Source organism: Colwellia sp. (assembly GCF_013215345.1).
In the GTDB taxonomy this organism is placed as follows: Bacteria; Pseudomonadota; Gammaproteobacteria; order Enterobacterales; family Alteromonadaceae; genus Colwellia.
Genome location: NZ_JABSOV010000075.1, coordinates 1 through 20,460, shown reverse-complemented (window position 1 = coordinate 20,460; position 20,460 = coordinate 1). Strand labels below are relative to the sequence as shown.

The window sequence follows — 20,460 nt, the reverse complement described above, 5'->3', positions numbered from 1 at the left end:
CCAGCTGACAAATCTATCATACCCTCTTGGGCATCAGGCACAGCACGTGTTGTCATATTCAATGCGCCAGCAACGGTATTTGGACCATATTTTATTGCCGCAGGGCCTTTAAATACTTCTATAGAAGTCATTTTCGACATCATAGGAAAGTAATAAGCTGCTGGAGCGGAGTACGGTGCGGGGCCGATTAAAATACCGTCTTCCATTACGGTAATCTTTTTACTACGCTCAGGAGTCGCACCACGAAAGCCGATATTAGGTCTTAAACCATAACCATCTTCTTCACGAATATTGACACCGGGCACGTTATAAAGCACACGGTTAATATCATCAAACTTGAATTTTTCTAACTCTGCTTCACCAATTAACGTGGCTGAACCACATTCAGTTCTTAACTTGTCACCGCGGCCAATAATTTGAATACGCTCAATAAAATCAACTTTATTGCTGATACCATCAGCAATTTCATTAATATTACTTGCCGCCGCAGTTGTTTGAGCATTATTGCCTGAAGCTTTGTTATTGGTTTCATCCGCAGCTATTGCTTTTGATAGCGGTATTAAGCTGGTAGATAGTGCAATTGACAGCGCCAGTGCTGTCGTTGACAGGGTGAATTTTTTTGTCGAATTAGTCATTATTAATCATTATCTCCAGCAGAGGTCTTTGGCAGCTCTAAAGCTAAGCTGGTAATAAAGTCACTTTTTAGTTTATCGGTAATGTTTTTTACCTCGCCATGGGTTGCCAAGGCTTTATCAGAGTCTGTTGCTAATGTTGTCGCAAGTGATGCTTGATAATTTTTAGTATCCTCTAGAGCCAGTTCTACATGCTCATTAATGATGTTAGCGGTAACTTCATCACCAACATCAATTAAGTAATGACTAAAACCCAAGGCATCTACTTCATCGGCAGTTAAACTGCCTTGCATAAACATTTTCAGCGCTTGTAAGTTATTAGTGATATTTGTAATCGAGTGGTTAGCATATTTTGACTCAACGGCCTCGGGACAAGCTTGTGCACCACATTCATTGGCAAACAATCCTAGCGGTTTCGCTAACTTGCCATCTTTGGTGTATTTATCGAGGTAAAAAATTGCATCACTTAATTTGTTTACTGCTTCATGTTGCGTGGCAAAATCACTGCCGACAGTGCCTGCGCTTTTAAGTTTAGCGGCATAACCACCATTACCATCACTGCCTAACCAAGCAGTTAATAGCTCATCAGCGTTATTTACAATATCACTGGCCACTTCACTAGAAAATTCACAACGGGCAACTTTACGGTATTGTTCTGTTTGATTATCCCAGCTGTCCGGTTTTGTTGAACCAGTACAAGAGTGAGCAAGGTTATCATTGAAAAGTAAGTACTCTAAGGCGACCATACTTTTACGTGAGGCTGTTCGCGTAGCGATATTGTAAGGTTGGCCATTAACACTGCCCGCTTTAAAGTAAGTTACATCAAGGTCAACACCACAAGTATTTTGTGTTGGCCATGAATAAATATTATTACGTAAAGCGCCGTCGCCAATGAGTAAAGGAGACAATTGCATCATTTCGGCTTGTTGCCAGGAATTCATCGCCATGCGCCAGCTTTCTACTGCCAACGATTTTGCGTCACTAACCAGCTCAGCACTACTATCACCTAAGGAAAATGCGACTTCTTGTTCACAGTAGCTATTGATCGCTTGTTGCTGCGCTGCAGCCACTGTTGAGAACTGTTGATAGCTTGGGGTAATAACCTTATCAACGATACTGGCAATTAACTTACCTTGGTCAAAATCAGTATTCGTGTCTTGGCTGTTATTAAAACCCTCGCCACTACTGCTGCTGGTGTCTTCGCCACAAGCGCTAACAATAAATACAGAGGCGAGTGCGACGGAAATTAGCTTTTTATTCAAGGATAGTGCTTTAGCGTACTTCATGATTTATTTACCTTAACTTTACCTTTAGATTACCTAAACTTTTACAACAATTAGCCTTTGCATACTTATGCTAATTACCTTTTGACTTATTAATGCTTAAAACGCAACAAAGCTCGAACAACATCCATGTTCAAGCTTTGTTTAAAATTTTAATTGTCTAGCCTTGAGTTTTAATGCTCTAGGCTAGCAATAAACGTTTACCAACCAGCAACGTTATCAGCATCAAAACTTAATGCTGCTTGTAGAATATCACGTGCCTTAATAAGGTCTGCGCGATATGCTGTAACATCCCCAGTTAAAACTGGCGCATCTTTTAATAATGTGTGCATTTGTTCGAACTGTGCATCAGTTATTGGTGAATACGGGTTAAACTGTAGACCTAAAGCAAAGCCTTTTAATTCAGAGAAATGCTTAGCTGTATCAGTAAAGCTAAAATCAGCAGAATCAAGCTTAGCTAAATCCGCATCTAAATCATTAATATAATGAATGACTGTACCGGCTACAGCATTTTCCCATGCTTTAACGGCAGCATCACGGTAACCTAATAACTCAGTCATTTCTGCTTCAGTTAATGCAAAACCCGCTTTGTCATTAATTAACTTACGACCATTTAAGAATGCTTCCATCGCTTGTTTGGTGTAATCAGTTGGCTTGGCGTTAGCCGCAGTACCGCGATCACGCTTAGCAGCATTTACTGAGTTACCAAAGTTTTTCTCAGACATTAAATCAATCTTGCCATCACCATCAGTATCGTGTTGACCATTCCAATCACTACGACCATCTTCAGCAACTTTAACTTTACCAGCAATTTCATTATCGTTATAGGCTAAGTAATCACGTGTTGCACCAAAGTAGCCAAAACCTTCATCAAATTGATGCTCAAGTTTGGTGTAATCTTTAGTACCTTTATCTTTATCAATATTATCAGTCGCTAAACCTTTATTTTCATCTAGGTAATCATCAGTAGCTTGTGAGTAAGTCACTGACATTAACAAGAATTTTTGTACCAGTTGGTTTAAGTCTGTACCGTTTTCACTAACATATACTGGAATTGCACCACCCGTAATTGGATCTACGCGAACGGCTCCACCAATAACAGCTACAGCGTTGTCAGCTAATTGGTCAAAGTAATGTGCAATTAAACCATGTGGTGTAATTGAACCTTTAATTCCCCAACCTGCAAAAGCGCCGTTATTCCATTCTTTATGCTGACCAGAAGCATCATTGCCTGCTACCTTATCTTTCAAGCTTTTATAACTACCTAGTTCACTAAAAAGGGTTTGCTTGGCATTTTCACCCGCAAAGGTAATAGCAAAACCATCCCAAGAACTATCACGATCAGCTTCTATATCACCGCCTCTATTATAAAAGCTATTAAGTTTAGCTATAACCGAATCTTTATCAGCAAAATTATTACCATCAATATCAGCTTGTAAACCACCTTTGCCGATATAATGTTTAAGCTCGGCAATTAGCGCATGACGAGTAACCTGCCCGCCGTAAGAAACACTTGATTGAGTGGTATCGCCTACTTTGCTCATAAAGCCGTAGTAATCAAGTAAGTCATTTACTTCAATGGTTAGTGCCTTTGTAACAGCAGTACCGCTACTATCAGTAGCTGTAATATTAACATCTACTGTTTGTTCTTTTTCATAATCAAATGAGTATTCAGCGGCTAGGCTTAACGTATTACCCGAAATAACAAAATTTTCATTGTCTGTTGAATAAGTAAATGATTTTATTGAATCTAAAATATCTGTAGAGATAGAGCCAACTTCAGCACCTTTTGAATTTTCATCAACTGAGTTACTTGATAATTCTATTTTAGTTATTTTGTCGTTAATTATTTCTTTGACATCGTCACTTGAACAAGCGCTTAACGTTGAGGTTGCTACCATTACGGCTATAGCGAGTGCTTTTCTTTGAAATTTCATTACTACTCCAATTGAGCTCATAAGTGCCGAAATATGTTACTCAACGTTAAATATTGAGTGATAACATGTAGACTAGAGCTATTTTGTATTATTTTAATTGCCCGCATAATACACAAAGTTAAACACAAATGCGAATAAATCTCATAGAGATGTGAGTTTATGTTACTTTTATTGATTTATAGCAAAGAAAGTTACAAATAGGCAAATAAAGCCAAAAATTTAATCGAGATAAAATAATAAAGACCGCGAATGTGACCTTTTAAAGCGGAGTTAACTAATTAGCTTAGATTAGAAATAGTGAAGATTAACGGCCGTTCATACCGCCGACAGCGTACTGTCTTCATAGCGCATCATACTTGGCATGAGGACCATTGTAGTTTGGTTATAATTGCATTTATTGCGACTTAAATTGACTGTTTTATTTACTGTTTTTATTTTCCTCTTTTATGTACGGAAAATAAAAAAGGCCGCGAATGCGACCTTTATTAGAATAGATAAGTATTTAGCTTAACATTATAAAATGTGAGGGTTAACGGCCGAACATACCGCCGCCACCGCCCATACCACCTGGTGGCATCATACCTTGCATGCTGCGCATCATTTTCTTCATGCCGCCTTTACCTGACATTTTTTTCATCATTTTTTGCATTTGAGCAAATTGCTTGAGCATCTTATTAACATCTTGGATCTGAGTACCAGAGCCGGCAGCGATACGACGCTTACGAGAACCTTTGATAATATCAGGACGTTCACGTTCGCCCGGTGTCATAGAATTAATAATGGCTTCCATACGCACGGTGATTTTATCATCCATCTGATCTTTGATTTTATCAGACATATTGCCCATGCCCGGCAGTTTATCCATCATGCCCATCATGCCGCCCATGCTTTTCATTTGCACAAGCTGGTCACGGAAATCTTCTAAGCTAAAACCTTTACCACTTTTAACTTTTTTAGCTAATTTCTCAGCTTGTTTTCTATCAACTTTTTGTTCTATTTCTTCAACAAGTGAAAGCACATCACCCATGCCCAAGATACGTGAGGCAATACGGTCAGGATGGAATGGCTCTAGCGCTTCAATTTTTTCACCGACACCCATAAACTTGATTGGCTTACCGGTAATATGACGAATAGAGAGCGCTGCACCACCGCGAGCATCACCATCGGTCTTGGTTAAGATAATACCGGTTAATGGTAAGGCATCATTGAAGGCCTTAGCAGTATTCGCTGCATCTTGACCTGTCATAGCATCAACAGTGAAAAGAGTTTCTACTGGGTTGATAGCGGCATGAAGTTGCTGAATCTCGGCCATCATGGCTTTATCGATATGTAAACGGCCGGCAGTATCAACAATTAATACATCGAAGAAGTTTTTCTTCGCATGATCAATAGCGGCAGTAGCGATATCAATGGGTTTTTGCGTGATATCACTTGGGAAAAAACCAACATTAATTTCGTCGGCTAAGGTTTCCAACTGTTTTATCGCTGCTGGACGATAGACATCGACACTGACAACTAATACTTTTTTCTTTTCACGTTCGGTTAAAAACTTTGCCAATTTAGCAACAGAAGTGGTTTTACCCGCACCTTGTAAACCAGCCATTAATACGATAGCTGGTGGCGCCGCTTTTAAATCAAGCCCTTCGTTGACTTCACCCATGGCTGATTCAAGTTCTTTCTGTACAATTTTGACAAAAACTTGACCTGGGGAGAGACTTTTAGAAACATCAGTACCAACAGCTTGCTCTTTTACTTTAGCAATAAATTCACGAATAACGGGCAAAGCGACATCGGCTTCAAGTAATGCCATACGTACTTCACGCAGGGTATCTTTAATATTGTCTTCGGTTAAACGGCCACGGCCACTAATGTTTTTAAGCGTTTTACTTAAGCGATCGGAAAGATTGTCAAACATGAAATACTCTAACAGCGAAATATAGGTGAGGTTAATGCTGCTATTATACCCAAATATCCCTAAGATGCGACAGCAGATAGTGCCGCAAGTGATTTAGTACTGATAAAAGTGAATTTTTAATACCTAAGCGCACTAGATTCATTAGCTATTATCAATTAAAGCACTGAGTAGCTTGTGAATAAAATATCCTTTGGCTTTCTTTAATTTAAGTCAATACTTTGCACGAATCACATGGCGCAGGAGATTTTATCTGATAGAATCAATTTTTTAATGGATATGTTCCGTTGTTTTAGGGGTTAATTAGTGGATTTTTTGGTTATAGGTTCAAGTTTAGCTTTTGTGCTTTATATACTTGCTACGTTAGCAATCGTTACACGATTATTTCATCCTAAAGGACCGAATATCACTTTAGTATTAAGTTTAGCTACTGCTGCTATCACGGTACATGGCTTTAATGATGCCTTATTATTCTTCTCCCAAAACAGTATCAACTTTAACTTACCCAATGTAATTTCCTTAGTCAGCTTAGTTATCACAATGGTGATTACTCTGGTGGCGCTGCGCTTTAAAGTGAATTTATTGCTACCCGTGGTCTATGGTTTTACCGGCTTATGGCAATTAGTCATCATCTTTCTTCCGCCCATTGACTCCATTCCATTGGTGGTAGAGAAAGTCATTTTATTGAGCCATATCAGTTTTGCCTTAATTGCTTATTGCATTCTCATTATTGCAACCTTATTTGCCTTTCAAGTCACTTACATCAACTTAAAACTCAAAAATAAAAACTTGACTGCTGTCGCTCATTTACCACCTCTTATGCAAGTAGAGAAGCAACTTTTTAGTATCTTAACCGTAGGTACAGCTATTCTATTTGTTAGTGAAGTCATTGGCTTTGCTTTCCTTGATAACTTTCTAGCGAAAGAAAATGCTCATAAAACTGTACTATCACTGCTAGCTTTTGCTATTTATTGCCTTATTCTTTGGGGACACTTTGAAAAAGGTTGGCGTGGTCACCGAGTCTTGGCGTTAATGATTAGTGCCAGCGGCTTACTGACATTAGCTTACTTTGGTAGCCGCTTGGTTAAAGAATTCATTTTATAAATAACCACTATTCCCCCTACCCTTGTCGCAATGCCACAGCTGGTAAATACCCGCTACCATGCAAAGTGCTGGGGTTCAGTGAGACTTAAAATGACTTTAGGCAAGAGAAATAGATTAAGCTAAGTCACTCTATACTTTAATTATTTAACGCGGTATAAAGTGACTTTATCCCATCAAATAAGCGCTTGAACGACATCACCTCATCGTTGCTGTTACTTATAATGTAATAGCTCATACACTCTGATCCTTGCATCTTGATTAGTAACGGGTATAAGCTAGCAGTGTTACATCATTATTTTAATTTTTAACTTTTACTTTAGCTAAAGGAAATTCCCTTTTTGGACAGTATATCCACCCAGATGCTCTTTACCATTCTTGGCGTCTTAATCGTTTTATCTGCCTATTTTTCAGGCTCTGAAACCGGCATGATGTCATTGAATAGATATCGATTACGTCACCTCGAAAAACAAAAGCACAAAGGTGCTAAGCGAGTCAGTAAATTACTTGCACGCCCTGACCGCCTTATTGGTTTAATTCTCATTGGTAATAACCTAGTTAATATCGCAGCCTCGGCTATTGCCACGGTAATAGGTTTACGCCTATTTGGTGACATGGGCATTTTAATTGCCACCGTAGTATTGACCTTAGTAATCCTAATTTTTGCTGAAGTCACCCCTAAGACGCTCGCAGCGCTGTACCCGGAAAAAGTGGCCTTCCCGAGTTCAATAATTTTAAGCTTATTACTTAAACTACTCTTCCCTCTAGTGGTCGTGGTCAACTGGATAACCAATAGTTTCTTGATGCTTTTAGGTATTAATGCCGAACAAAGAGAGCAACATAGTCTTAGTAGTGAAGAATTAAGAACGGTAGTAAACGAATCAGGTGCGCTATTGCATCAGCGCGACCAAGCTATGCTAGTAAGCATTTTAGATTTAGAAAAGGTCTCGGTTGAAGACATCATGATTCCCCGCAATGAATTAGTAGGTATAGATGTTAACGATGATTGGAAAAAAATACAGAAGCAACTTACTCAATCAAACCATACTCGAGTGCTGCTTTATCGAGATAGCATAGATGATGTTGTCGGTTATATACATGCCAGAGACGCATTAAAGCTTCTATCCAAAAACCAATTTACTAAGGCGACATTACTTAGAGCGGTTCGTGAATTATATTTTATTCCTGAAGGCACACCATTAAATATTCAGCTATTAAAGTTTCAGCATGCTAAAGAACGCTTGGGCTTAGTGGTTGATGAATACGGTGATATCCAGGGCTTAGTTACTTTGGAAGATATTCTTGAAGAAATTGTTGGTGATTTCACCACCACCATGACGCCACCCACCAGTGATGAAGTTACCTTGCAGCCAGATGGCAGCTATTTAGTCGATGCTAGTGCCAGTATTCGTGATATTAATAAAGAGATGTCATGGCAATTGCCCACAGATGGACCTAAAACTCTTAATGGCTTGATTATCGAATACTTAGAAGAGATTCCACAGAGTAATATTAGTTTGCGAATTTCAGGCTACCCTGTAGAAATCATTGATGTGGCAGGCAATATGATAAAAACAGTACGGGTAATGCCTGAGCATTTTATTGATGATAACCCCGAAGACGAATAATTAAACAGTAACAAAGTTAACCACAAAGTTATCCACAGAATAGGGCTTTCGAATAACCTCATTCAGCTTTCCACAATTTCTGTGGATAACAATAGCCAACCCTATCAGTAGCAGCACTTTGTTATATCAACAACTATTTAACAAAAAAACAGTCTTTATTTTCTATTTTTCTTCTTAAAACGCTAGCTATTGCTGAAGCTATTATCACAGCTAGCCTTAGCGCTTTTTCGTTGTAAAAAGAAGAAAATGACAATCTTTATGGCACTGTGTTTATGATCATTACTAGATCTAAGCTGGTAAAAATTAGCCTGCATAACTAATATGCAATGATTTACTTTAGCCAAAGAATAATCGCCATAACCAACCATGATCGAGATCTTTTTCACAGCTCTTTAATTGACTACTATAACGCCTAGCTCGGTTATCCACTTTACGAGACACCTTAACTAACCAAGGCTTTTTCTTATAGCTTTTATGCTTAAAGCCACCCCAACCTTCATGGTAATTTAAGTACTGGTTATATGCATCCCATTTAGAAACACCATTAACTTTTTGGGTTTTAAAAATAAACCAGCCCATAAAATCAATGGCATCATCAAAGTCATCGCGATCAGCACCTGAATTGCCTGTTTCCCGCACGTAGTCTTTCCAAGTCATGGTTTTAGCTTGAGCATAGCCATATGCGCTACTCACCCGGCCCCAAGGAATAAAACCAAAGAGGTAATATCTTGGTGGGATGGCATTATGACGAAAAGAGCTTTCTTGATACATCATACTCATAGGCACATGTATAGGCACACCCCAGCGCTCACGAACATCTTTAGCGGCAAAGTACCAATCACGGTGTTCGCGAAATATTTCACAAATATTTTCAGGATTTTTAGGAGGTGGTGTTGCACAACTTGCCAGCAATAAAACACCTGCAGCAGTTATTAAGATCTTTTTACATGAAGGCATATACAAATAACGGTTATTTAAATCTGCCATTGATAATGCCAGAAACACTTAACCAATGGCAGTTATTGCGAGTAAATTTATCATCTTTAAGTTAACTGATAAAATTATTTAATAATAAATAAAAGTAATTTGAACTAAACCTTAAAGTGACACTCTTACTAAACAGTTATGTTATTCCCTTAGTGTTTCATGTTTTACGCGCCTTCTAGTTTTAGTTTGGCGCTTTTTTTTGTCTTAAATTTAGCAATAGTGAATAACAGCTATGTTATTCCGCCATCATTAATACCGTTTCATTAAGTTTATGATCTTGTTGTGCTCCGGAAAAACAAATCAAAGCAAGGTGCTTGATTGAGCATTATCTGGCGTGTGTGATTGAGAGCAACGCCGCCTTGACGTATTTTACCCCGCAAAAGTGGGTAATAATTTAACGGAATGGGTATAAGGTTTAATAATAGACCCTGTAAGCGTAACAGCCTTATTATTCCACTATCACTTGTACGTATTCGCTTTAGCCATTTTCATCGCTAAAACAAGCTTCAGGGCGTTCTAAAAGGGGAAGTAGTAGTCTACTGCGCTCTAGGTAATGAATCAAACTATGGCAGTTTTTATCCGGATGAACTTAATGAATATAAATAGTTTTTAAATAAAGTGAACTTATCGTATGTTAAAGCGTCTTAACTATTGAAACATTCTTCCCTGGATTGCTTTCATTTAATTTAAGTATTGTTTGCTTAGATAACCGGCGCGTCAACTTGACGCGCTTTTTTTATTTGTACCTTTCTGGTTTCCCTAGTAATAGTTTACTCGACACCTCACCTTTGTCTATTAAGCGAAATAGTCAGATAAAAACTCATCGAAATTTAGTACGTCACCTGCTTCAATTTCAGCTTGCGCTTGATGAGAAACTGGCACACTTACGTCAAAGAAGGCTTGGTTATAAAACTGGTAATCGCGAGCTTTCGCCTGTTGTTGGTATTGACTGGCTTTATCTAAAGCATAGCTTGATAAACTCTGCTCTTGAATAGCCAATATTAGCTGCGCCGAAGGCGTTAAACTAGCATCATTAATTTTAGCTTGCTCACGAACAATAGCGGCACTGTAATTACTGGTTTGGTAAGCCTTATCTAACAGCTCAGCCACAAGTTGCAGCTGCTCAAATATCTCATTACCCCAAGTAGTAACCGATTTAAGTTTAACTTCACCTAGGTTATTGCTATCAGACAATAATAACTCAGGGTCTCTACCACGTAACACTACCTCATTCATATTCGAGTCATGAATTTTTTGTGCCGCGCAATCAAACTCTTTATTATCGACAAAAGCGCAAAAGGTAAGGAAGATATCTAAAAAGTGAACTTGTTCGATGCTAATACCGGTATCTGAAAAAGGATTAACATCAAGAGCTCTCACCTCAATGTATTCCACTCCACGCTCTCCTAACGCAACAGAGGGCTTTTCTCCAGATTTAGCCACTCGCTTAGGACGAATAGGTGCATACAGCTCATTTTCAATTTGTAGTACATTGTCGTTCAGTTGTTGGTATTGACCATTAACCTTGATACCAATACCAGCAAAGTCTTTAGATTTTAGTTTAATCGCTTGTTGTACTCCATCAACATAATCTGCCAAGTTGTTGTAACAGATTTTCAAGTTTGATTGCTCAGAGCTGGTATAACCTAAATCACTCATGCGTAAAGAAGTGGCATATTCAAGGTAAAGCGCGCCGAAAGGTGACTTTTTAAAAGGTAACTTATGTTCTATACCTTGTAAAAAAGAACCACAGATCGCCGGAGAGCTACCGTATAAATAAGGGATCAACCAGCAAAAACGCTTATAATTTCTTAAGATAGAAAAATAGCGCTCTGAAATAAAGTCACCTAGCGCTATCGACTGCTCACCTGATGACTCTATTTTTGCAGTCTCATGTAGCTTATGTTGTACTTGCCAAAAATCTTGCGAAAATGAAAAGTTAAAATGAATTCCTGAGATGACTTGCATCATAGAGCCATAACGATTTTTCAGCCCTTGACGATAAACCGTCTTCATTTTACCAATATTAGAACTACCATACTGAGCAAGCGGTATCTTTTCAGCATCATTAACAAAACAAGGCATACTCATCGGCCATAACAATTCTCCTTCAATATTCTCAAAGGTGTACTTCTGAATGTCTTGTAACTGGGCAATAGCTTGCTCTGGTGAATAACTTACCGGGGTAATAAATTCAAGCAAAGTCTCTGAGTAATCGGTAGTTATCTGTCCATGGGTCAGCGCTGAACCCAACTGATGATAATGACCATGCTCAGATAATTTACCTTCTGGCAATATGCGCAATGCTTCTCGCTCTATACCGCGCCCAATACCGGCAACGGCAGCTAAATTTTCACTTTGGCTAAAGGCGCCAATATAATCTGTTAATGAGAGTGTCAAAATAATTCCTATCTATACGAATGCGCTAAGTAGAGCCATTAGCTTAATTTAGTATTTAGCGAGTAAGGGTTTAAGTGTCTAAAACAAAAGACCCCTTATTGATACGATATTAATAAGGGGTCTTTTAATGTTTTTCAATACCTAGTAATTAAATTTCGGCTTTATTTGTTATACCTAAGGTTTTATTTGGCCAATTCTAAATCAACCACTTCAATACCAAGCTTTTCTAATTGTGGCTTAACTACTTGACCGTCACCAACGACAATCCATTGCATAGGTTTTGCTAATTCTTTTGCGGCAATAGCATTTAACTGCTTTAGGGTGATATTTTTGATAATTTCACCTTGTTGCTCACCGTAATTAACCGGCAGATTAAATTGTAACAATTGTCTTAAGAAACCACTTTTTTGACTCGGCGTTTCAAAACTTAACGCTTCATTTTGTGAAATAGCTTGGCGCATAAAGGTAACCTCATCATCCGTTAAGCCATGTTGCTGGTAATTTTTCAGCTCTGCTTCGATTTCAAGCATAGCATCATAGGTATGCTCTTTTTTAACACTAGCGCCGGCACTGAAGCGACCAAGGGTTTTACCTGCCGAGAAGTAACTTGAAGCGCCGTAGGTATAACCTTTGTCTTCACGTAGGTTTAAATTAATACGGCTATTAAACGCGCTACCTAGCGGATAATTCATTAACGTTGCTTTAAAGTGTTCACCGGTTGCATCATAAGTCATTGCTCGACGAGAAAGCTTGATTACCGATTGACTGGCATTAGGTAAATCCACAAAATAAAGTTTATTTGGCGTTACTTGTGGGAACTGATAATCACCATGAATACTGTAATCCTTGCCCTGCCAAGCTTTCAAGGGCGACAATTTCGCTAATAACTCAGCTTTATCAATATCACCTACTACCACTAGGCTTGCTTTAGCCGGTGAAAAGTAAGTTTGATAAAAGCCTTTGATATCATCAAGTGATATCGCCGATACCGTAGCTATGGTGCCACTGTCTGCTAAACCAAAGCGATTTTTCTCACCGTAAGTCACTTGCTTTAATGCTCTACTGGCTAAAGTACGTGCATCTTTATTGCCTTGCTCTAAGCCTTGAATCAACTGATTTTTAACTCTATCAAAGTCCTCTTGGGCAAAGGCTGGTTTAAACATCATTTCGTTCATTAACGCTAACGTCGCATCTAGGTTTTTAACTAAACTGTTAACTTTGATATAAGTATTACGACCAGCTGCACCGATAGAAATATTACTGCCAAGTTTAGCGAGTTCATTCGATAACTCTTCTTTGCTGTGCAAGGTAGTGCCTTCATTCATCAGACCTGCGGTTAAACTCGCTAAGCCGGCTTTATCGACTGAGTCGAGTAAGACACCGCCATCAAGGCTTAATAATAAACTCACCGTTGGTGTTTCACTGTTTTTAGTGGCAATAACTTCAATGCCATTATCAAATGTCTCACGCCATAAACTTGGTACGGTAATTTGTGGGTTAGCACCAGAGTTTGGCATAACACTGCGATCAAAATCACTGGTATTTTTCATCAGTGGTGTATCAAGTTGTGCCAGTGTCGGCGGCTTACTGACATCCGGCAGAGCAAAGTTATTTTCTTTCGCTACTAGCGCTTCTTGCCCGTGTGGCACTATTGATAAAACTGCCGCGCCCTTGCCCTGAATATATTGCTTAAATACACGCATAACATCGGCTTTAGTTACTTTATTATAACGAGCGACTTGTTGTTCAGTGTAATTGGCATTACCTAACATGGTTTGATAATGGGCTAAGTTAGAGACTTTACCTGAAACACTTTGCAAACCGTAAATAGTGCCAGTTTCAATGCCTACTTTGGTTTTCAATAAATCATCGGCATTAACACCGCGCTCTTCAAATTCAACTAGCGTGTCATTAATCACTTGTTCAATTTTTGCTAGTGATAAACCTTGTTGTGGGTTTGGCAAAGCAAAGAAGTTCATACCACACGCTAATTCACGACATGGGTGACTCGCTCCGGCTTGTACGGCAACTCCAGACTTCACTAAGTTTTTATAAAGCAGTGATGTTGGACCACCACCTAAAATATTAGCTAAGACATCTAATGCTGGCTCATCATCATGCATTCCGTAAACCGTTGGAAAACTAATATAAAGCAGTGGCAAAGAAACATTATCGCTAAACGAGTAATAACGATTCTCGGTCAGGGAAACTGATTTTTTAGCAATATTTTCTACCGCAGGGCCAGCATTAAGTGCACCAAAGTACTTATTCACCCAAGCAATGGTTTGCGCTTCATCAATATCACCACCGATAGTCAATACCGCATTATTAGGTCCGTACCAACGAGAGAAAAACTCTTTTAAATCGGTTACTGTGCCGCGGTCTAGATCTGACATATAGCCAATAACCGGCCATGAATAAGGATGTTCACGTGGGAAGATCATTTGATTCACGGTTTCATTTAATCGACCATAGGGACGATTATCAACATTTTGACCACGTTCATTTTTTACCGTTGCACGTTGTATCTCGAATTTTTCTGGAGTGATGGCTTCAAGTAAAAAACCCATACGGTCAGACTCAAGCCACAACATTTTTTCTAATTGGTTTTTCGGCACCGTTTCAAAATAGTTAGTACGATCTGAATTGGTGGTGCCATTTAAGTCGCCGCCACTTTGCGTAACCACTTTAAAGTGCTGCTCATCGGCAACATTTTGTGAGCCTTGAAACATCATATGTTCAAAGAAATGGGCAAAGCCGGACTTACCTAGCTGTTCACGGGCTGAGCCAACATGGTAGGTAACGTCAACATGTACTAAAGGGTCAGAGTTGTCTTGATGTAAAATAACCGTTAAGCCATTAGCTAATTGGTACTTTTTAAAAGGAATATTAATAGTATCTTGCGCAGCAACGACGGTTTCTACCAGGGTGACGCCGGTAGGTAGTTGTGCTGTTTCTTGACTACTACAAGCAAATAATAACGCCGTACTAGCGGCTATCGCTGAGAGTCTAAATTTATTTATTACCTGCGCAGAAAAGCGGCTTTGAAGAGATTTTCGCAAAATAACATCCTGTAAAAAGAGTAAAATATTTATGATTGAATTATCATAGCAAACATAAAGTCTTTTCGGTTAATTTAAATGTTTAAAACTATTACAGAACATCATGATTTCATTGTGGTTGATAAAGAACCGGGCGTGAATTTTCATGATGAAGGTAATATCGGCTCAGGGCTATTCTCTTTAGTAAAACAGCAAATACAAAGCCATAATAAGAATGCCGAACTTTACCCAGTACACCGCTTAGATAAAATGACTTCTGGCTTAGTTATTTTTGCCAAAAACCTAGCCTGTGCACAAACCTTTGGTCAGCTTTTTAATGATCACGATATCGAAAAATACTATCTTGCCATTGCGGATAAAAAACCGAGTAAAAAACAGGGTCTAATTAAAGGTGATATGGACAAAAGTCGCCGTGGCATGTTTAAGTTATTACGTACTATGGAAAATCCGGCAATTACTCAGTTTTTTTCTTACAGTATTGCTAACAAGCAAAGGTTATACCTACTTAAACCTCATTCAGGTAAAACCCACCAATTACGGGTAGCACTAGCGAGCATAGGCGCGCCCATTGTTGGCGACCCACTTTATTACAGTACCTCACCAGCAGACCGAGGTTATTTACATGCCTATGCACTGAAGTTTACTTATTTAGGTGAGAAGTTTGAGTTTACTTCGCTACCGACTAAAGGCGAGTATTACCTTAATGAAGCGCTTAATGAGCAATTAGCGGCAATAAAAAAACCTTGGCAGTTAAACTGGCCAAGGCTTTAAGAAATTTTCAATATTTAATAGCTTTACAGCAAGATGTTTGTATTTAGACAAGGCAGAGTGTGTTCATGTAGTCTGCTACATGAACACACGGTTACTCCGACTTAGCAGACCGCATAAATTTCAAACTGGGGCTGTTAAAGGGAGTGCCAAAATACTAAGGCGATTGCTGTCGGACAAACGAACTTAGTATACCAAGGCCAAATCTTCCAAAAAAGACTGTGTTCAGCGGTATCATTACCTTGTTTAATTTCAGCCAAGATATCACTTCTATGCCATATCCAAGTGGCAAAAACACAACACAGCATGGCGATGATAGGTTGACCATATTGGGTTGATAAAATGGCAATAAAATCTAACATCCATTCTAAATTAACCACGATAATAATACTTAGCACTAAAATTCCTAAGCCAATAAAGGTGGTTGCTCGCTCACGTGGTATATCATGACGCTCTACCGCAAACGATACCGGTCCTTCCAGCATAGAAATACTCGATGTTAATGCCGCAATAGACATTAAAACAAAGAAGCCAAAAGCAACAAATAAACCAACAAAGCCCATGCCCGAAAATAATGCCGGCAAAACAGTAAATACCAAGTTAGAGCCAGAGATTAAACTGCCGTCCTCGGCAAATATAGCTACGCCCTGCGCCTGTGCTACATACATAGATGGGATAATTAATAAGCCGGCTAAAAAGGCAATAGAGACATCAATTAGGGTTACTTGTGCGCCTAGAGTCACTAAGTTTTCTTTCTTCGCAATATAAGAGCCATAAATAATCATCACGCTGGTACCCAGTGACAAGGAGAAAAATGCTTGCCCTAAAGCACTGATCAATAGATCAGGCTCTAATACTCGAGAAAAATCAGGATTTAAATAGGCATTAAAGCCCTCTCTTGCGCCTTCAAGGGTAAAAACATAAATGATTAATAATATCAGTAAACCGATTAACATAGGCATCAGGCGCTTTGACCATTTCTCTATGCCCTGCTCAACGCCACTTCGAATGATTAAAATGGTCAGTCCCATAAAGAACGCAGTAAAAAGGATATTGCGAATAAGGGAGTGATTGATCAACCAGTCAGCTACGTCAGTTAAACCCGCTAACCTTGCTAAAGGTTCAAGGGCATAAGACATCATCCAACCGGCGATAATGCCATAAAAACTTAAAATAAGTGCCGCACAAATAATTCCGCCAAAGCCGACAACAAAACCAAAGCGTTTTTGCCAAGTATTGCGGGCAATTTTTTGCATACTGCTAACCGCATTTGCTTGACCATAACGGCCAATTAATAGCTCAGCCATAAAAGCTGGGTAAGCTAAACAAAATGCCAAGACCAAATAAACCAGTACAAAAGCAGCACCACCGTTACTCGCTGTTTGGGTTGGAAAACCCCATATATTGCCTAAGCCAACAGCCGATCCTGCCGCAGCCATGATAAAACCGAAACGCGAGCTAAAGCCGCCTCTTGAAACACCCATTTACTTCCTCACTCTCTTGCATTCACTTTAAAAATTATCCGTTGAATTTAGGTTACCCTTACTTTCAAGGAGAATATTATTGTTATATTTTATAAGTGCCCTAATCTACGCAATTACGGCTAAGAAAAATAGCGTTAGGGGTTAAATAAAGAAAAAAGCCTGGTGTATCACTCTCTGTACAGAGTTTTACACAAGGCTTTACATGTTTTAACACTATAATCAGTTAACTTTATGTTTAGCTGACCATTATTTGTTACAACCGGAAAATATTATCTGCGCTATCTCGGTCAATGTATTTTACAAAAGGATCTACGCCAGCAAATTTAGGTTTACCCTTTACCCGCACGGTGATTTCGTTACTACCGGTTTTAATTTCATGTTTAGCTAAATATAAAACAAAGTCTTTGGCTGAGAGATCTTCAGGGTCAGCACTAAATAAACCAATATCAATGGCATCACTAAAATCAACTTCGGTTTCTTTACCTTGCCCATCGGCGCGCTTAAGTGCCGCTTCAATGGTTAAGGTCACATCAAAAGTATCTTCAAGATCAACCACTGCAACAACTTGTACATCGGTAGTTTTTAAATCATACAGACTAATATGCTCAAACAAGTTGCTAATAAAACGATTTTCTTGCTCATTAGTATCTTGGTTAAGGTAAGCCATCAAATCTAAGGTGGTTGGATACGGCGTACTTTGATACTTAAATTCATTAAGAAAGTTTTGTAGAGCGCTGTTTAAACGCTGCTCACCTAATTTGTCTTTAAGTGCCATCATCACGATAGAGCCCTTGTTATAGTGAATATATTGCTGGCCTTCACTACGGTATAAAGGCATCTCTTCTAAAGCTTCGACACTGCGTCCTCTAAGGTAGTAATCCAATTCATACTTTAAAAATTTACGCATATTATTCTGGCCGTATTTTTTCTCCATCACCATCAAGGCGCCATATTGCGACAAGGTTTCAGACAAGATAGCACTGCCTTGTACATTAGCCGCGCCAACTTGATGTGCCCACCATTGATGGGCGACTTCATGGGCGGTAACATAATAAGCAATATCAATATTTTTCGGATCGCGTAAGTCACTAATAAAACCAATTTTTTCCGAATAAGGCACTGTATTGGCAAAACTTTGTGCAAAACTGCGATAACCTGGATATTCAATAATACGCATTTGTTTGTGCTGATAAGGACCAAAGTTTTCCGAAAAATAATCAATAGAATCACGTACCGATTCCATCATACGGTCAACGTTCACAGCGTGATTTTTATAATAATAAACCTCGATATCAATGCCTTTATAGTGCTCCTTTTTAGACCTTAATTTTGCCGACATAAAAGAGTAATAGTTCACCATAGGCGCATCCATTTTATAATGGAAAGTACGACGACCATCTTGCAATGTTTCGCTTTGCAAGTAACCTGGCGCGATAGCAAACTGATCGGCTACCGTTGAAATGGTCGCTTCAAATTCAATAAAACCAATACCGTTGCCAAAGAAACTTTCATTATAAAAACGTTTATCTTCGAGTTTATTAGCGCGCTGCAATGGTGCTAAATCATGTTGACGACGTTTATGGCGATCCTGTAACTGCCAACCCTGTTGATAACCAAAGTTTGGAAATAAAGCGAAGTTGTCAATAAAAGTACCATTGTGCACTAAAGAAAAATCACCATTGCTTTCACTAAATCCTTGATGAGCACGGGTAACGGTTAACTTGCCCTGACGTACTTCACCAGGCAATAGTGGTTGAGTAAAAGTAAACCAAGCGCTATCAAACTCCTCATCAAATTCACCTAAAAACCCACCATCAATTTCAACCGACCATTGTTTACTATAGTTAGGTTTTGTTACCAAAAATCTAGTGATTGCTTGGTCGCTGGTATTGGTTAAGCTTAATTCGGCTACCGCTTCAATACGGCGTTCACTTGGATAAATATCAACTTTTGCATGTACTTTAGTAATGGCTGGAATAGTCGCATTAAGTTCACTCACGTACTTATGCTCATATGCCGCTCGGTTATCATCTAAATCATCGCTAATAACAAAATCATTAAGTACACGAGTATTGTAGTGAATAACACTGCCTGCTCCGATAAAAATAATTAAGCCTAGCGTAATAATAGCTTTGCCAGAAGTTGATAAGTGATAAGAAATATTTTTAATACGTGTTTTTAGTGATTGCGCAGGCCCTCGATGCCATAAGGCATAAGTTAAACATGCAAAGACTAAGGTTAAACCGCTCCAATAAAACATATACCAATGATGACTGGTTAAAAAGTGCCCGTAACCATTAATATCCGAATATAATACTGGCGGCGCAACACCAAATTGAAACATATTATGACTAAAACCTAAACTGCTTAATGTCATTGAACTGATTATAAATAATACAAATAACAACATACCAATATATTTATTTGGGCTGATCACTTGTAAGAAAAAGGCCAAAACAGCAGTTAAGATAATAGGCACTAAATTAATGTAACCTAAGCGCATAATATATTGCGATAACTCTATCTGTTGATGACCTTGTAATAGCTGATTAACAACTGTAACCGCAATACCACAGATATAAAGCAAGGCTAAGACCAAACTAATGGCAATAATTTTAGATAGCCAAAAAGTAATATTATTTACCGGCATTGAATCAACAATATCGCCCATACCTGAATCACGTTCACGCCAAACAATTTCAGCACTGTAATAAGCCAGTACTATCATCATTAGTAAACTTGTCGATCCAGCGATAAACTCAACCATGTTTTGCGTTAATGGCCAGTTAGGCGTGCCATAGCTGCCTAGAGAGCTCATAAGTATTGAGATAAGCATAACCATAGTAATTAAGGCAAGTACGACAAAAGGTGCACTGAATACAACTTGTTTTATTTCAAACATAATACGTAAGCGCAAATGTGCAGCGGTTTGAATACCCGCACTTTTAGTGACAATATTATTGTTTAATAATTGAGGGATTTTTTCATTTTGCATTAGCGTTTGCTGTGCTGCTTTTTTTTGTGCCTTTTTACTGAGTTTTTTTACTGTCGCGCTAGATAAACGTACCTTAGACCTAAAACCACCAAAGACTGCCAGTATAAATGCCGAAATAACCAACCAAATTAAGCGGTTTTCTAATAAGCTGCCGCTTAACTCAATGGCACTATTATTTTTATCAAACATGGTCCAATAACGTGTCATTTCACCAAAGGTGTTTAATGCAAAAGGATCAAGCAATGCGGCTATGGTGCGGTATTCTGGTGCA

12 protein-coding genes are annotated in these 20,460 nt (G+C 38.7%); 3 read left to right on the top strand and 9 right to left on the bottom strand.

Annotated elements, in window-relative coordinates; genetic code table 11:
• The 4 genes from HRT50_RS12245 to ffh form a co-directional block, all read right to left on the bottom strand.
• On the bottom strand, positions 1-635 hold a 635-nt coding region (locus tag HRT50_RS12245), incomplete at its 3' end, for a TonB-dependent receptor plug domain-containing protein (protein ID WP_291614876.1).
• Between the two features lie 2 nt (positions 636-637).
• The gene (locus tag HRT50_RS12240; RefSeq protein WP_291614874.1) at positions 638-1,918 is read right to left on the bottom strand and encodes an imelysin family protein; all 1,281 of its coding nucleotides are present in this window, start codon (positions 1,916-1,918) and stop codon (positions 638-640) included.
• Between the two features lie 197 nt (positions 1,919-2,115).
• Complete coding sequence (locus HRT50_RS12235; protein ID WP_291614872.1) at positions 2,116-3,852, bottom strand: DUF4856 domain-containing protein; 1,737 nt, start codon at positions 3,850-3,852, stop codon at positions 2,116-2,118.
• 529 nt (positions 3,853-4,381) lie between these two features.
• Positions 4,382-5,767: a signal recognition particle protein gene (gene ffh, locus HRT50_RS12230; protein WP_291614870.1), complete on the bottom strand. Its 1,386-nt coding sequence runs from the start codon at positions 5,765-5,767 to the stop codon at positions 4,382-4,384.
• A gap of 303 nt (positions 5,768-6,070) precedes the next feature.
• On the opposite strand from ffh, the gene HRT50_RS12225 reads away from it, so the two are divergent.
• Together HRT50_RS12225 and HRT50_RS12220 are read left to right on the top strand one after the other, a co-directional pair.
• The gene (locus tag HRT50_RS12225) at positions 6,071-6,868 is read left to right on the top strand and encodes an inner membrane protein YpjD (protein WP_291614868.1); all 798 of its coding nucleotides are present in this window, start codon (positions 6,071-6,073) and stop codon (positions 6,866-6,868) included.
• Positions 6,869-7,206: 338 nt separating this feature from the next.
• Complete coding sequence (locus tag HRT50_RS12220) at positions 7,207-8,493, top strand: CNNM domain-containing protein (RefSeq protein WP_291614866.1); 1,287 nt, start codon at positions 7,207-7,209, stop codon at positions 8,491-8,493.
• A gap of 336 nt (positions 8,494-8,829) precedes the next feature.
• On the opposite strand, the gene HRT50_RS12215 is transcribed toward HRT50_RS12220, so the two are convergent.
• The 3 genes from HRT50_RS12215 to HRT50_RS12205 form a co-directional block, all read right to left on the bottom strand.
• A complete protein-coding gene (locus tag HRT50_RS12215) occupies positions 8,830-9,450 on the bottom strand; it encodes a hypothetical protein (RefSeq protein WP_291614878.1) in 621 nt (206 codons plus the stop codon).
• An 825-nt stretch (positions 9,451-10,275) separates the two neighbouring features.
• Positions 10,276-11,880 carry a glutamate--cysteine ligase gene (gene gshA / locus HRT50_RS12210; protein WP_291614863.1) on the bottom strand — a complete coding sequence of 535 codons (1,605 nt, stop codon included), beginning with the start codon at positions 11,878-11,880 and terminating at the stop codon, positions 10,276-10,278.
• A 182-nt stretch (positions 11,881-12,062) separates the two neighbouring features.
• Positions 12,063-14,942, bottom strand: coding sequence for a pitrilysin family protein (locus HRT50_RS12205; protein ID WP_291614862.1), 2,880 nt, complete (start codon positions 14,940-14,942; stop codon positions 12,063-12,065).
• A gap of 78 nt (positions 14,943-15,020) precedes the next feature.
• Here HRT50_RS12205 and HRT50_RS12200 point away from each other — a divergent pair, with 78 nt between their 5' ends.
• The gene (locus HRT50_RS12200; RefSeq protein ID WP_291614860.1) at positions 15,021-15,713 is read left to right on the top strand and encodes a TIGR01621 family pseudouridine synthase; all 693 of its coding nucleotides are present in this window, start codon (positions 15,021-15,023) and stop codon (positions 15,711-15,713) included.
• A 134-nt stretch (positions 15,714-15,847) separates the two neighbouring features.
• Here HRT50_RS12200 and HRT50_RS12195 read toward each other — a convergent pair whose 3' ends face one another.
• The gene (locus HRT50_RS12195) at positions 15,848-17,194 is read right to left on the bottom strand and encodes a sodium-dependent transporter (protein ID WP_291614857.1); all 1,347 of its coding nucleotides are present in this window, start codon (positions 17,192-17,194) and stop codon (positions 15,848-15,850) included.
• A 253-nt stretch (positions 17,195-17,447) separates the two neighbouring features.
• A partial coding sequence (locus tag HRT50_RS12190) for a M1 family aminopeptidase (protein WP_291614855.1) occupies positions 17,448-20,460 on the bottom strand: 3,013 nt, incomplete at its 5' end.